Source organism: Agarivorans sp. DSG3-1, assembly GCF_046774965.1.
Taxonomy (GTDB): domain Bacteria; phylum Pseudomonadota; class Gammaproteobacteria; order Enterobacterales; family Celerinatantimonadaceae; genus Agarivorans.
Map to the genome: position 1 here is coordinate 2,839,907 of NZ_CP177241.1, position 15,364 is coordinate 2,855,270.

Sequence of the window (15,364 nt, forward strand, 5' to 3'; positions counted from 1 at the left end):
GCTTATCTAGACATGTCAGTTGGGTGACTTATTTGTGGCGATTTGGTTGCAAAGTGTTCAGAATTTAGTTGGCTAAGTAGGCTGGAAGATTTTTCTGGGAACTTGCTTATAAGCAATAAAAAACTGTTTGATGGTGTTATACCAATGAGGAAGTTGCAGCTTTAGGGTTAAACAATGACGGGTTAGTTCCTCAATGCTTCTACTAAATATCGAGGGCTTGTTTATAAGCACCAAAAGAAAGGTCTTTTTTGAATTTATTGAATAATCCGAGTAGGCATACTCACTCGGATTTATTATTGAGTTTACTTAATCGAATGCTCTCTAGATAAATGGAATTAAGTGAGCATTGTTGATTTAAATTAAGCTGCTTTAGTGTTTTCTTCAGTGGCGGTTTTTAGCATGTAAACACCACCTACAATGGCTGCAATACCAAATACAACAAACCCATAAGCTTTGTTTTTTTGTGCTTCTAATGCCGCATCTAAACCTAGCCCGCCCAGTAAATCATTCCCAGCACCACCAAATAAACCGCCTAAGGCTTGCGCTTGTTGCTCTGCGACTGCGATGTCATTAAGGCTAAAGCCACCAATAGCAATTAGAATCACACCAATTACTGCCACAACGATACCTACGGTTTTCTTAGTGCTCATTTTAGAATTTCCTTATTAATCAGTTATCTGAGCGCGAAATATAGCATGGGTAAAACTAATAACAATATGCCGAGAATCGGATGCTTGTTTGCTGTTCGTATAGCTGAAATAACTAAAAAAATTCGTTGGATTTTGTAAGGCTTGTGACTTATTTGTCTTGTGTGATGGTGTTTATTTGCTGTTGTTTTTATAAAGCTTATAAATTAACCAAGCTGATTTTGAATGGAAAGTTTAGGGTTTGTTTTTACCAGGAATGAGAACGGTATTTTAATAGATAAAGGCGAAACTAAGGGTTTTAGTTTCGCCTTTGTTACTGTTTGCTTACCAGTTTAGCTTAATTGGTTGGGCAAAGCGTATTTAGTACGTTTTCTTCAATGGCTACAGCAACCCCATCTTCTTTATTGCTTGGGGCTAGGTAGTTAGCCATTGCTTTAATTTCAGGATCAGCGTTCGCCATCGCAACTGCTAAACCCGCGTATTGCAGCATGTGGCGGTCGTTGTCGGCGTCACCAGCACACATTACCTGAGACGCATTTAAACCTAAGATATTGGCTAGCTGTTCTACACCCACACCTTTGTTGCTGTCACGGTGTAAAAACTCTAAGAAAAACGGCGCACTGCGCACTACTGTGTATTGTTCGCGTAACTCAGCAGGCAAGTTGGCAATAGCCTTGTCTAATACGCTTTCTTCAGCAACAAACATAATTTTGGTAAGTTCATCGTTGGCATCTAAACTAGCAAAATCAATTTCTTTTACGTCCATGCCATTAATTGATGATTCAATGTCTGTCCATGGGTTGTGTTGCTGGGTAATGAGGCCGTGTTCAGCCGAAAAGGCATGAACAAAAACGCCCAACTGTTCAGCAATGCGAGCTAAAGAAATACCGTCGGAACCGAGTAACGTGGTTTTATGAATCACTTCGCCACTGCCCACTCGCTGCACTAATGAGCCATTGTAAGAGATTACAAAGTCTTCATCACTGGTCAGTTCTAGTTGCTCAAGGTAAGGGCGCAAGCCTTGTAGTGGGCGGCCAGAGGCAAGCACTACTTTTACACCCGCTTGTTTAGCTTGTTGAATAGCTTGATAAGTACGAGGGGTAATTTTTTTCTCGTCATTGAGAAGTGTGCCGTCCATATCTAGGGCAATAAGTTTAATCATATTTGGGGCAAACCTTTGGTAAGAGCTAAACCAGACAGCGTTAGCTAACAGCGAACATTACATAAACGAGCGGCGATTTTACACTAAAAATATGACGACTGTATAAACTAGATCAATGCTTAATAATTCAGTATTGGTAACTGCTGTATTCTCTCTTAACTTTCATTGTTCAATAGATTCGCAGTTGATAGTTTTCCGAAAATTAAGATACCCTAAACCTTATTGATTTTTCTACTTTATCTTTAATTCTAATCAGATTATTTTTTCTTGGAAATGAGGCTTCATGCTTAAGGAAAGAACGTGAGTAAACTACTCGCCATTGGATTGGCATTTGCTGTGGTCAGTTCGTGTGTTAACGCAACTGAAACAAATAGAAAATCGGACGAGTTAATACAAGTCCTTCAATATGATGTCCAGATTCAAATGTTTATAGATAGCTGTTTTGAAGGAGCTGTTCATACTTCGCCAGAAGACTTGTTGAAGAGCAACCCGTATTATTTTGGTGGCTATAATCCTGATTCGCCCGAGTGGCCGCGGGTTGTAGATATTTACAATCAGTATTACGAGAGAGCTTGTGAGTATGTGGATGGTGAATTGTTCAAAAAAACCGCCTCAGATGAGTTTGCCTTGGCTCTAAGTAATGCCGAGCTAAATGAGGCTATAGCGTTTTATTCTACTCCTGTAGGGCAAAAAATTGTTAAAGCTTCAGCTAGAGCTTCAAAAGCATTTAATGAAGTTGCTCAGATGCAGTATTCGAAGTACTTTCGTAGGGCCACTATCTTGTTTCAGCAGGAGTTAGCTGATTTGGTTCGCGAATCTCAGTTAAAAGATCTAGAGTGAAAAATTAATACTTTTGCTCACTAGCTCGTTGTTGGGTATTTATGGAAAACATGTCGCAACTGCGTAAACAACTATCCCAAAGAGACCTTCATTTATGCCTGAGGCAGATTCATTGAACACTATGTCATTTGCTACACCCCAAGAACTTGGCGACTGGCTGCGACTTAACCACGATTTCAAAACCGAACTTTGGGTGAAGATATTCAAGAAAAATAGCGGAATTGAGAGCGTGACATGGAATGATGTTGTTATTGAGGCGCTATGTTGGGGATGGATTGATGGTATTAAGAAGTCCATCGATGAGCAGGCTTATATTCAACGCATTACACCTAGAAAGAAACGCAGTAACTGGTCTAAAAGAAACACCGAGCATGCAGAACGCTTGATTGCGGAAAACCGCATGATGGAAGCTGGGCTTGCGCATATTCGGGATGCTAAAGCTGACGGGCGCTGGAAAAGCGCTTATGTGGTAAGTGAAATGGAAGTGCCAATAGATTTTCTCGAAGCACTAGAGGACAAGCCTCAAGCGAAAGCGTTTTTTGATACCCTTACTAAATCGAGTCGTTATGTTATCGCTTATGGATTAATCAGTGCCAAGAAATCTGACACCAGATTAAAACAGTTTACTAAGTACATGGACATGCTTGTTCACAAAGAAAAGCCCAAGTAACCGTTATTCGACTTACCAAGTGTCGAACGGATGTTGTTGCAAAAAACCGCATGCCTATTCTTAGTTATCGACACCGAATGACTTCACCATCGTGATTCAACTCATCTCTACCAAGTTAGCGAGAAATCCGCATTGCAAAAGGAAATATCATGACCTTATTCCCAATTAGCACTTCGCAAGATATTCAAACAGTGGCTGCGCTGGCCAGAGAGATTTGGCTAGAGCACTTCACGCCGATTATTGGGAAAGACCAAGTGGAGTATATGCTGGCCAACTATCATTCTTTAGACAGAATTAGTGAGCAAATTAAATCTGAGAATTACCACTATTACTTATTGCAACATAATGGCGATACCGCGGGGTATCTGGGTATTCAACTGACAGGAAGTGGTTTATTTTTGAGTAAGCTGTATGTGCGTCATTCGGCGCGTGGTTTAGGTGTGGGAAAAGCGGCAATGGCGTTTGCTCAGCAGTTTGCCAAAGACAATGGTGCTTCAAACGTAAATCTTACAGTAAACCGACATAATCACGACTCAATTGCTGCTTACTTAAAAATGGGCTTTGTTAAAGTAAGAGAAGAATGTGCAGATATTGGTCAAGGTTACGTGATGGATGATTGGATTATGGAACTGAGTATTAAGCCATAGCGTTGTTTTGTGTAGTTGTTTAGCCACGTAAAAGTATTACTGCTTAGCCTATAACAAGGACTTATTGTGAAAAGTATTGCTGATGATTTATTGCTTCAACATAGCTGGTCTGAAGAATACCGAGCAACGGTTGCTGAGCTTTACGAGCAGGCTTTTGGACAAAAGTTTGCTTTGGCGATTAACCAACAGAGTGTGCGGGTTAGGGTATTAGCAGAGGCGTTTAAGCCTGAATATTCGTTTGTTGTCATGCATCAACAAAAAGTGGTGGCTGTCGCGGGTTTTCAAACACCGCAGGGTAGCTTTACGTCAGGCATTGCTTGGGCTGGTTTATCCCGAATTCTTGGCTCGATTAAAGGGCTTTGGGCTGCAGCGGTGTTTAGTTTTTTTGAACGTAAAGCGAGCGCAAAAACCTTAGTAATGGACGGAATTGTTGTTGCCGAGGGGTATCGTGGCTTAGGCCTTGGCTCTATGCTTCTCGATAAAATTGTTGAGCATGCTACAGAGCTAGGGTTTGAACGGGTTCGTTTAGACGTTATTAATAGCAATCCAAGAGCCAAAAAGCTTTACCTAGCAAAAGGCTTTGAAATCGTTAGCTCTGATTATTACCCCTACCTAAAATGGTTACTGGGTTTTAGCGGTTCTAGCACATTAGAATACCTAACAGCTGCACCCTCTCTTTCTCCACAAACAGAGCCATTGATGAACAAACCAGCAATGTATTCTACTTATGCCAAAGAATACGATGTGGCTATTCAAAACAACATTTATAACGCCCATTACGAGCGACCTTCTTTACAAGCCATGTTGGGAGATGTGCAGGGTAAACATGTGCTTGATTTAGGCTGTGGCTCTGGCGTTTATGCTGAATATTTACTAACAAATGGGGCGAGTGTCACCGCGATTGATAATTCAGAAGAAATGGTGTCACTGGTTAAGCAAAAGCTGGGATCGCAGCTTAAGGTGTATCAACAAGATTTAGCCAAGGGCTTGCCGCAAGAGCAAGATCAGCAATTTGATGTGGTGATTTGCCCACTGATGCTTCATTACTTGGAAGATCTAAATCCGCTGTTTGCCGCTGTTAAACGGGTACTTAAACCGCAAGGGTGTTTTGTATTTTCAACTCATCATCCATTAATTGATTTTGAGGCCAGCCCCAGTGGGAACTATTTTGCGACAGAGCTGATTACCGAAGAGTGGGATACAGTAGGTAAACTGGTTTCTGTGAGTTTTTACCGCCGCTCTTTATCTGCCTTAATCTCAGCCCTTACCAGTAACGGTATGTTGCTGAGTGAGCTTAGCGAGGGTAAACCCTGCGAGGCTTTAAAAGAATTATCTCCAGAGCATTACTTGCGCTTTTCTCAGCATCCGCGGTTCATTTTTGTAAAGTGTATTTTGGCTTGATGTTGACTTTAAAAAGGCCGCCAATAGGCGGCCTTGATTAGGTTTTCGTTTCAGCGTTAGCGAAATGCTATCTGAAATTAGGGTTAATCTTTTGGATTACTTTACGCTACAGCTAGGCCTAACAAAGCTCTGATTAGCATCGTAAGTTCCTTGGAAGCCAAACTCTGTTACGCCGTTGGCTGCAATGATCCCGTTATAGCTTTTGTTGCTTGCCGTTATTGACGTAGCCTCACTTTCAAAATCAGCATTCCAGCTATTGTTTACCGCCACAGGCAAAGCAAAATCCACTTGTACCTGCCAGTTTTTACTGGGCTGCTTGCCTTGGTTATTTACTTCAACATAGGCCACAAATCCGCCAGTCCAATTGTCAATTCGCTTGACTGTACAGCCGATAAGCGGGTCTGTTGCTGGGTCAACTGGGTCAACTGGGTCAACTGGGTCAACTGGGTCAACTGGGTCAACTGGGTCAACTGGGTCAACTGGGTCAACTGGGTCAACTGGGTCAACTGGGTCAACTGGGTCAACTGGGTCAACTGGGTCAACTGGGTCAACTGGGTCAACTGGGTCAACTGGGTCAACTGGGTCAACTGGGTCAACTGGGTCAACTGGGTCAACTGGGTCAACTGGGTCAACTGGGTCAACTGGGTCAACTGGGTCAACTGGGTCAACTGGAGCTATTGGGCCTGCGGGCTCACTTCCCCAAATTACCTTGCCTTCAGCATCGTAAAGTACAATGTATTCAGCAGGGCTAAAGCTTTCTGCGTTTAAGCCTTGGCTTGACGGATCGTTAGTAAAATCCCAACCGCTTTGAACGTAATCACCCATGTATAACTCTAATTGAGCGCTTTTTTGACTGTCGCCTACCGGAGAAATTACCCCTCCTAAGCCCTCAATATAATACAAGCCATTTTCACTTCCCCAGGCATGTAGTAGGAAGCTCTTGTTCAGTTGGTTTGAGTCATAGTAAGCCGATACCACTAATTGCTCGGCACTAAAACCTTTGGCTATTTCATCGCTCATATCAAAGTAATAGCGAAAACGGATATCGCTTAACTCTTGAGGAGGGTAGGCCGTTTCATTAGTTAGTCGCAGGTTGATTAAAGCGCCAGAGGTATTGCCGTTACCACTAGGGTAAGCAATTTTTGCGTCTATTCTCGCTCCGCTGTTGCCTCGTGCTTCAGGGGTAGGGAAATCAACTAAACCTTGGCCACCATATAGATTTACCATACCGGCTAAAGCGCCGGTAAACCCTGCATTCATATCGGTGGCTACTTCTGTCATTGGGAAGTCAGCGCGATCACTTGAGAAGTTGTCGTTATCATCAGGCCCACCCGCTAATGCGCCATACAAAATGTGTTTGGGAATAGTGGGGTTGTTAATATCATTGGTGCTGCTGCCATGCGACGAGCGGTGGTGTGCTGCGGTTTGCCAGTTGTCGCCGTAACCCACCATGTAGCTAATTTTGTATGGGTTATCACCCAAAATGTAGTTGATTTGATTGGTGGCGAAGTCGGCGAGTTGTTGCTGAAAACCAAGTTGTTGCTGAGTCTTGTCTAAATAGTTTCTATGAACCAATGCAAGCATAGCCGCCATTGCCGATGCGCGCGCCGAAGCAAAACCATCCAGATAGACCATGCCGCCGGGAGTATAACGTTTGTTATTTAGCATTTGCTCAAGGTAGTTAGTGCTATGCAGCTGGTAGTCATAAAAGCCATTAACTCGGTCACTGGCACTAAGGCTTGAATCCTCAAGGTAACTGTCTTTAGTGGCAACGGTTTGCATTAAGTAATAAACCGCGTTGCGAATATCATCCCAAGCTGGGTACCAAGCAAAGTGGCCAGTGTTGTCGGCAATCGCGTTATAGCTGGCTTCAGCCTTATGTAAATAGTCGACTTTTTGGGTCGCCAAATATAACCAACCTGCCGCCCACGGGATCTCATCTTTAGCACCAGACGTTGAGTTATAGTAGCTTTCTGCGTAGTTGTTCCCTAGGTCGTCTACTAATGATTTGGTGTAAGTGCCTGGATTACCTTTACCATTGTGATCAAAGTCTTTAGTGGCATAGGCGAAGCTAAATAGTTGCTCTGCGTGTTTAAGTAGCTCGGCAGCATATTCAGCATCTTTGGGGTTGTTGATGCTGTTTTTCTTAAAAATGATTGAGGCAATAGTGAGTGCCGCAGCCGTTTGCCCCACCAAATCAGCGCCCGGTTTTTCTAAGGTAAGTTTTAATGCAGGGCGGTAGCTTTCTTTGCCATGAAGGCGTTTTAACTCTGCCCCTTGAACCTCTGGTGGAGCCCACAAAGAGTGGTCTATTTGGCCATCACCCACTTGAGCGTAAAATTCGTTCTCTGCTACGTGCGCTTTAAGAAAGTAATCACTTACCCAGCGCATGTTATCGAGTGCATAAGGGAGCTGGCCTGATAGTTCATAAGCATCCCAAAACTCCAAGATACCCCAACCAAAAACACTGGCAGAAAATGCCATAGGTAAACCAAACTTAACGTGGTCGCCAGCATCACTCCAACCACCGGTTAAATCGAGCGATATTTGCTGTTTGAATTGGTTGTATTGGCCATCATCTAAATAAGAATCGCCGCGCCATTCTACTCGGTTGGGTAAAAAGCCATTATGGAGGGGGTTAGCAAGAAAGTTGTTATCTTGGCGGGGAAGGGGGCCAGAGCGTTGGGTATCGTAAAAGTATACGGATTTTTGTAGTGCTTCGGCGTAGTTATGATTTGCGTCGACGGCGTATAACGAGAAGCTACACATAGTGAAACAAGTACTGATAATCGCAGGGATTACCTTTGGTAAAACCGACATTCGAAAACTCCTTTTAATAGTTCAGCCCCAATATTATTGACGCTAATAGTGATACAAATTTACTTTGTGCTATTAAAAAGAAAGCTTATTGATTTTTTTGTTTTTAATGGTATGGGTTTATTTTTAGGCTTGCAAGAATTAGTTTCGACTAAAAGGCTGATTGAAGTCATTGAGGTAAATTAGCGGGTGTTTTTTAACGTGGAGTTAACAAAAATGTCTTATAGATGAGATGTTTGCCTCTGCTTTTTCTCGGTTTATCTCAAAAAGAATAATAGTGAGCAGCCTGGTTTAGCTGCTCACTTAGTGGTTTAGCGGAAGCTGTAAGTCACACCTGCGCCAGCCATGGTATCTGATTGGTTGCCACCTTTACTGGTTTGAGAGTGGCTTAATGAACCTCGTAACATCCATTGATCTTCACTGCCAAAACTGTAGCCCGCGCCTAGTGCGATCGCGTTTGAACCATTAAACGACGCAACACCTACACCTACGCCAGCACCACCATTAAACTGCATTTGACTCATGGCGCTACTCATTGCCACACCATTCGATAAACGGCCTTCCATCACATCAATTTTATTGTCTAAGCGATTTATATCTTGCTGAGTTTTAGCTTGTAAGTTTTCAATGCTTAAGCGGTTATCTTCAATAGAGTTTCTATTGGCGTTAATCGATGAGGCATTTTTGCTGATGTCGGTGGTCATTTTTCCCGCAGCGCTTTCTGCACTGCGATTCCAGTTAGACTGCTCTTTCTCTGCTTCAGCGTTCCACTTACGTTGCTTCTCAACTTCGGTATGAATTGAGTTTCGGTTGTTACCGATTTCGTCGCCAGCCCCTTTGCTTATCTCATCTAAGCGACTTTTGTTGTTTTCACCCAGTTTTTTATTATCTGAAATGTCTTTAGTGTTTTTATCAACGTTTTCGCCGATGCTTTTTTGCTTGTCTTCAATTTTGCCAATTTGCTTGTCTTGCTGGTTATTGCGGTCTTTCTCAGCGTTAATAGCATCTTTGTTTTTGTTTATTTCGCTGCTGTTTTTATCAACGTTTTCGCCAATGCTTTTTTGCTTGTCTTCAATTTTACCAATTTGCTTGTCTTGCTGGTTGTTGCGGTCTTTCTCGGCATCAATAGCATCTTTGTTTTTGTTGATACCGTTGCCGTTTTCTATTGAGCGCTGTTGGTTGTTATCTGCTTGGTCATTCCTACGATCAACTTCACCTTGGATTATCTTGGCGTTGGCATCCATCCCTTTCGCTAACGTATCTCTATCGTTATTTGCTCTATTGATGACACTACCTACAGTTACATCGTTTCCGGCTTCATCTTTTATGATTGTGTCGCGAGTAATCCCACTATTTTTGTCATTTACTAAGTGAGACAGGCCATCAGCCACTAGTGATGAATGAAGATTTTGAGCCTGTCCATCCTTAAACTTGGCGTAGAAACCACTTGCCGCGTCAATATCACCATCGGTAATGGTGCCATCAGCTACTCCTTTCACATACTCTGCGGCCATAGCTCGGCGCTCTGCCACTGGTTTTTCGTGGTCCATGTAACTGCGTAAGTTGCCTCGAACAGACTTGTCTGCAATGCCAGCGATAACCTGCGAAGATGCTGCTCCAACGCTCTCTTCTATGTCTTGAACGATACATCCCCAAAGTGGGTCGCAATTACCTGCCCAAGAAAATGAAGAGGCTAGTAAAGTTGAAAGTGCTAATGCAGTTAATGTTTTTTTCATGGTTTTCTCTCTTAGTTATAAGGCCTCCTTGGCGGATTTATTGATAGTCATTTATCAAGTTTTTCTTAATGTTTTAAAAGTCAATTAACAAAGGACGTTTGGTGAATTTAATTGTTTGTCACTGCCCGTTTTTGTTTACAGGGGCTATTTTATTTATCTAAAAAAAATGCAACACTTTTATGAGAAGGGGATAACCCTGTTATGAGCGTTTAAGCGAAAAGGAGAGCCTATGAGTTTGTCTCTAGAGCAATTAGCGGCTTTTGTTGCCACAGCAAGATCGGGAAGTTTTAAACAAGCAGCGGAAGATTTGCAGAAACACTCGACAACTGTTGGTGAGCAGGTATCTAACCTGGAAATAGACCTTGGTTTGAACTTGTTCGACCGGCAAGTAAGAAAGCTTACATTGACGACAGAGGGTAAAACGCTGTTGGCGTATGCGGATGCAGTGCTAAACGAAACCAAGCATTTTCAAACAAAGGCTGAATCATTGCAGGCTAAGGAGCCTGATGTTTTCCGTTTGGCAGTAGATACGACCATTAGTAGTATTGATTTGGCTCGCTGCTATAAAACGGTTTCCGATACCTTTCCTGCTCTAGAATTTAATGTTAAAAATGGTGACCCGTTTCAAGTATTGGAATGGGTGAGAAAGGGCGAGGCTGAAGTAGGCGTGCTAACGTCTAACTTTATGTTTCATAAAGATATTACCCAAACACGTTTGTTCAATTTTGAAGTGGTGAATATTCTTGCTAGTGATTACCCAACTAGTGATGCATTGTTGCCCGACCAAGAGGTGAGGAACATTACTCAAATAGGTTTTGAATTTATTCGAGATGGCCAAGTGAGCAAACAACACTTAATTAGTAATCATATTTTCTACGCAAATAACGTTAATGAAATCATCAAAATGGTGATCAATGGTTTAGGTTGGGCAAGGGTACCGAGGTTTATCGCTGAACCCTTTATAGGGCAGGGCTTACTAAAAACATTTAAAATTGAGAGTAATCAACATAGTGAGTGGTTTGTAGAAGCGATTCGACGTACCAATTACTACGCCAATCCGGTGATTAAGTTGTTCTTAGAGGAAGCTAAAAAGCTCCCTCACCGATAAGTTTTTATATGTTAGCTTCAAGCACTCAGTTTTTGTTTTACTCTTTCAATCAAAATGCTCTTGAGTTGCTTGGTTTTAGGTTTGTTATTTAAAGTCCATGGTACTGGCCTGCATTGTTCCATGGTTTTGAAGCCTAGGCGTGCAGTAAGTAAACCTGCGCCAATACCTTGTGCGGCTTTACCCGAGAGCTTTGCAGTAAGCTCGGCACCTAACAGGTCACTGCCCACATCGGTGATCACCTCGCTTGCGGCGGCATAAATCATATTGGCAAACACCGATTTAATTAAGCGGATCCGGCTTAAGTAGCCCAGCTCAATGCCGTATATTTGAGCCACTGACTCAATCATTTTTATGTTACGCCAAAAAATGATAAGCATGTCTACCAAGGCTAAGGGGCTTATTGCCACTAGCACTGCGGCTTCGCCAGACCATTTACTTATGGCTTGTTTAGCACGGTTATCTAAAGGTGTTAGCACGGTGTCGCTGTACAAGCTGACTATTTCACTACTGCTATGGCTGTCGTTTAGCCAGTTTTTCCAGGTTAGGTATTCTTGGCTATCACTTAAGCCTTGTAGCTTAGCGAGGTTTTCACAATAGGTTCTGGCTTTGCTGCTGTCGCTAGTTGCTTGTTCTAGGTAATGTTCGCCAAGTTGATGCTCTTTTTGGAACTTTTTTAAACGGCGTAATTTAGCCAACTCTCTCACTGCAATGGTCAGTAATCCGCCCACAATACTGGCTAATACTACGCTATAAATGGCGGCGCGAGTGGGCGAGCTTTGCCATAGTTCAGCAAGGCTTAAGGCGAGTTCACCTATTGCAATAACGACGGCTGCGCCAAACCCATATTTTAACCAAGGGCTGGTTTTTTGTGGCGTGAGCTCTATATCTAAGGGCTCTAGGTCGGCAATCTCGGGATCTTGTTGCCAATCTGTATCATCGATGACTTGTTTGCTGGCTAGGGGCGCATCTTCCTGATTGAGGGGAGTGTTTGTATCTTGTTCTGCGTTAAGCACTTGGCGCTGTTTAATCGGCGGATTCATTTAAATTTATCTCCTAGCAAAAACTCAATGGCTTGGTCGATGCGAATATGGGGTAACGCTTGATAAGGGTTAGCTTGCGGCGGCTGAAACGGGCTAAATTCAAACCCTTGTTGCTGCCAAAATGTGTGTTTGGGCAAACTGGCCGGCACTTCTCCGGGAAACAAAGTGGTTAACTGCTGGCTATCGACATCATTTTGTAAAATGCCCTTAATAGCGTTAATGGTGTTGCCATTGAGTTGGGCTTTGCCTGTTTGGGTGGCTTTGATAGACGCCAGCGCCATAATCTCGGTATTAATGCCTTCAAATTTTACGTGGCGTTTTCCTTCGGCAACCACTTCGCCGAGTAGGTTCACCAAGTGTTGATGCTGCTCGGGGGTTACGTGATCTGCTTTGGTAGCGGCAAACAACAGTTTATCTATTTTGGGGGAAAATAAGCGCCTCAACACCCCTGATTGACCGTAGTTAAAGCTATGTAGAATTTGGTTTACTGCTAGCTGCATATCGCAAAAGCTATCGTGACCGCTGTTTAGTGGGCTAAGGCAATCTACCAATACGATTTGGCGGTCAAACTTTACAAAATGCTGTTGATAAAACTGTTTCACAACATGTTCTTTGTAGTATTCGAACCGCTTAATCAACAAGGCCAAATTGCTGTTTTTATTGGTTACTTTTGCCTTAGCAAGTTCTGGTGAAATGGGGAAAAAGGCGAGTACGGGCGCACCGGCTAATTCTCCGGGCAATACAAAGCGGCCAGGTTGAATATGATGCATGCCTAGCTCGGCTTTGCATTGATGCAAATAATCTGTGTAGTGCTGGGCTATGTCTGCGAGTTGGCTTTCATCGGCATTATCGTTAAGCGCTAAGGCTTGAGCCATTGCTTGCCATTGCTCGGCTAATTGAGCTTTGCGTGAATCTTTGAGGCTTAAAGCAATATGCTCACACCACTGGGCGTAATTCATATTTAACAGCGGTAAATCTAATAACCATTCACCAGGATAATCGACAATATCAAGATTAAGCGTGGCGGTGTGGTTGAGTTTTCTCCATACCAACGATTGCGGCTTGTAGCGCAGTTTCAATCTAATTTCACTTACCCCATGAGTTGGCGAGGGCCAACGAGGAGGCTGGCTTTGTAGCGCATCCATTCCGCCTTGATAATCAAAACTGGCTAAATGTAAGTGAGGTTGTGGAGTACGTTTCGAACCCAAAAAACGGTGTTCACGCGCCAGTTGCCAGAGTGGCAATTGGTGGTTTTCGGCTCCCAATAATAGCTGGTTAACTAAAGAGGTGATGAAGGCCGTTTTGCCTGCGCCACTTAAACCTGTTACCGCTAGGCGCAACTGTTTATCCATGGTGAGTTTGGCTAAGTCATCAGCTTTAGTTTTGATGCTCGATAGTCGAGAAAGATTCATGAATGCAGCAACAACCTTTATTAGAGTGATTAACAGTCAATATCGGGGCGAAGTGAACAAGAATCAAGTTAGCAACAAACGGCACTGGCCTTGCTCAATAATGCCTAGGGGGTAAATGTATCAAATATTAACAAATGATTAGATTAAACTTTGTTCATGTTGTTTTGAGTCAATGGCTTTGTGTTGTGGGCTAAGGCCTTGCGCTGTTGGTTGTCTACAGATACTTGGTGGTATTTATTTCGAATTAATTGGAAATATATTTTGACATTGTGGTCTTGTAAATCTATATTTCTGGAATATTCGAAATAATGGTTGGTCACACACCGTATTAACGCCACTAAACGGAGAAACACATGTCTGTATTTAACGATTCATCAAACTATGGTGAAAACGGCTTTATTAAAAACAAAGCCGAGATGCTCAATAATTTTTACGGTACTAGCGATGTTTTTCCTTATTGGGTTGCTGACATGGATTTTCAGGTAGCAAAACCGATTAGCCAAGAGCTACAACGCTTAGTGGAACGTGGCGTTTATTCTTATGAATTTAACGAAAGTGCAGTATTTCGCGCATTGTCGGCTTGGTATCAAAAACGTCATAATTTACCCCTGAATGAAGCTAATTTTGCACAAGTGCCCGGAGTGTTGTCGGGTATCGCCCTATTGCTACGTCAATTTACGCAAGAGGGTGATGGAGTATTGATCCACACTCCGGCTTATCACCAATTTGCTAACTTAATCAATAAGGCGAATCGCAAGGTCGTGAAAAGTGAATTAGTAAGCGATGGTTCTCGCTATCAAATAGACTTTGAGGATTATGAGCGCCAAATTGAGCAACACAATGTTAAAGCTGTCATCTTCTGTAACCCACATAATCCAACTGGCAGAGTGTGGAACAAAGCTGAATTAGCCCAGTTAGTTGAGATTTCGCAGCGCCATAATGTTCTGCTAATTAGTGACGAAATCCATTCTGACATTATTTATTCTGGCCAAGGGTTTACCAGCTTAACGAGCTTTGATTATGCCAACGTTATTGCTTTGATTGGCTCGCCTGCTAAAACCTTTGGTATGCATAGCATTGCTAACGGGTATATTTATAGCAATAACTCAACGCTGCTGGCGAATGTTAAGCAACAGGTAGCAGCAATGTATCTTGATCATGGTAATGCCTTTAGTGCGTTTGCCACTGTTGCAGCCTTTGAAAAAGGCGAAACATGGTTAGATGAAATGCTGGTTTATTTAGAGCAAAGTGTTAGTTGGATCAGTGGTTTTATTGAACAATATATTCCCCAGATAAAAATGTACCAGCCTGAAGGGACCTACCAAATTTGGTTTGATTTTTCAGACCTTGGTTTACCGGAAGAGCAATTGAAAACCTTAGTGTTTAAACAAGCCAAAATGGGTTTGACCCCAGGAAGTTGGTTTGGTGCTGAAGGTGTTAACTTTATGCGAATGAACATTGCCACTTCTCGTGAAAACATCATCGAGTCTTTTGGATTACTCAAGAAAGCGCTTGAGGATGCTAAGCCAAACCAATGCAACCTAAAGGCTGCTGGTGAGGAAAAACCTAGTCAATCTTGTTGTTGATGACCCGCAGAGGTCTGTTTTATTGCAGGCTTTAGCGCTCAGTCACTAATGTTTTTTCATTCCGTCTCAATGCAGGATTACCTGAACAACATAAGCCCTAGTTTGGCAGAAGTACGCAGTTTATGTCGCTTAAACGCGCACACTGCGTCGATCCCATTTGTATGGCGATTGCAGAGTATAATACTAACAAAGGGCGCATTTTAGGGTTAGGTGCTTTTAAAGAGGCATGTTGTTTACTCAAACTAAACGTTACTCTGGTTTGTCCAGTATCACAAATGTAAGCCAGAGATGAGCCTTA

12 protein-coding genes are annotated in these 15,364 nt (G+C 42.7%); 6 read left to right on the top strand and 6 right to left on the bottom strand.

Annotated features, from left to right (window positions below):
* Positions 1-359 precede the first annotated feature (359 nt).
* The gene (locus ACLD71_RS13235; protein ID WP_411990988.1) at positions 360-650 is read right to left on the bottom strand and encodes a hypothetical protein; all 291 of its coding nucleotides are present in this window, start codon (positions 648-650) and stop codon (positions 360-362) included.
* Positions 651-984: 334 nt separating this feature from the next.
* On the bottom strand, positions 985-1,809 hold the full coding sequence (yidA, locus tag ACLD71_RS13240) for a sugar-phosphatase (protein ID WP_411990989.1): 825 nt from the start codon (positions 1,807-1,809) through the stop codon (positions 985-987).
* 300 nt (positions 1,810-2,109) lie between these two features.
* Here yidA and ACLD71_RS13245 point away from each other — a divergent pair, with 300 nt between their 5' ends.
* The 4 genes from ACLD71_RS13245 (at position 2,110) to ACLD71_RS13260 (ending at position 5,367) form a co-directional block, all read left to right on the top strand.
* Positions 2,110-2,649: a DUF2059 domain-containing protein gene (locus ACLD71_RS13245; protein ID WP_411990990.1), complete on the top strand. Its 540-nt coding sequence runs from the start codon at positions 2,110-2,112 to the stop codon at positions 2,647-2,649.
* A gap of 94 nt (positions 2,650-2,743) precedes the next feature.
* Positions 2,744-3,319: a YdeI/OmpD-associated family protein gene (locus ACLD71_RS13250; protein ID WP_411990991.1), complete on the top strand. Its 576-nt coding sequence runs from the start codon at positions 2,744-2,746 to the stop codon at positions 3,317-3,319.
* Between the two features lie 149 nt (positions 3,320-3,468).
* Positions 3,469-3,966, top strand: coding sequence for a GNAT family N-acetyltransferase (locus ACLD71_RS13255; protein ID WP_137672771.1), 498 nt, complete (start codon positions 3,469-3,471; stop codon positions 3,964-3,966).
* Between the two features lie 66 nt (positions 3,967-4,032).
* Positions 4,033-5,367: a GNAT family N-acetyltransferase gene (locus ACLD71_RS13260; protein ID WP_411990992.1), complete on the top strand. Its 1,335-nt coding sequence runs from the start codon at positions 4,033-4,035 to the stop codon at positions 5,365-5,367.
* Between the two features lie 96 nt (positions 5,368-5,463).
* Here the strand turns inward: ACLD71_RS13260 and ACLD71_RS13265 are convergent, their stop codons facing one another.
* The gene (locus tag ACLD71_RS13265) at positions 5,464-8,187 is read right to left on the bottom strand and encodes a glycoside hydrolase family 9 protein (RefSeq protein WP_411990993.1); all 2,724 of its coding nucleotides are present in this window, start codon (positions 8,185-8,187) and stop codon (positions 5,464-5,466) included.
* A gap of 308 nt (positions 8,188-8,495) precedes the next feature.
* Positions 8,496-9,920, bottom strand: a complete 1,425-nt coding sequence (locus tag ACLD71_RS13270) for a YadA-like family protein (RefSeq protein WP_411990994.1) — start codon at positions 9,918-9,920, stop codon at positions 8,496-8,498.
* A 229-nt stretch (positions 9,921-10,149) separates the two neighbouring features.
* Here ACLD71_RS13270 and ACLD71_RS13275 point away from each other — a divergent pair, with 229 nt between their 5' ends.
* The gene (locus tag ACLD71_RS13275; protein ID WP_411990995.1) at positions 10,150-11,028 is read left to right on the top strand and encodes a LysR family transcriptional regulator; all 879 of its coding nucleotides are present in this window, start codon (positions 10,150-10,152) and stop codon (positions 11,026-11,028) included.
* A gap of 17 nt (positions 11,029-11,045) precedes the next feature.
* Here ACLD71_RS13275 and ACLD71_RS13280 read toward each other — a convergent pair whose 3' ends face one another.
* Both ACLD71_RS13280 and ACLD71_RS13285 read right to left on the bottom strand, forming a co-directional pair.
* Positions 11,046-12,068, bottom strand: coding sequence for a YcjF family protein (locus tag ACLD71_RS13280; RefSeq protein WP_137672775.1), 1,023 nt, complete (start codon positions 12,066-12,068; stop codon positions 11,046-11,048).
* Positions 12,065-13,480 (bottom strand): YcjX family protein, encoded by a 1,416-nt coding sequence (locus tag ACLD71_RS13285; RefSeq protein WP_411990996.1) that lies wholly within the window; start codon positions 13,478-13,480, stop codon positions 12,065-12,067. The genes ACLD71_RS13280 and ACLD71_RS13285 overlap by 4 nt, the downstream gene beginning before the upstream one ends.
* Positions 13,481-13,833: 353 nt before the next feature.
* Between ACLD71_RS13285 and ACLD71_RS13290 the strand changes: the two genes are divergently transcribed.
* Positions 13,834-15,066 carry a MalY/PatB family protein gene (locus ACLD71_RS13290; protein ID WP_137672777.1) on the top strand — a complete coding sequence of 411 codons (1,233 nt, stop codon included), beginning with the start codon at positions 13,834-13,836 and terminating at the stop codon, positions 15,064-15,066.
* Positions 15,067-15,364 lie beyond the last annotated feature (298 nt).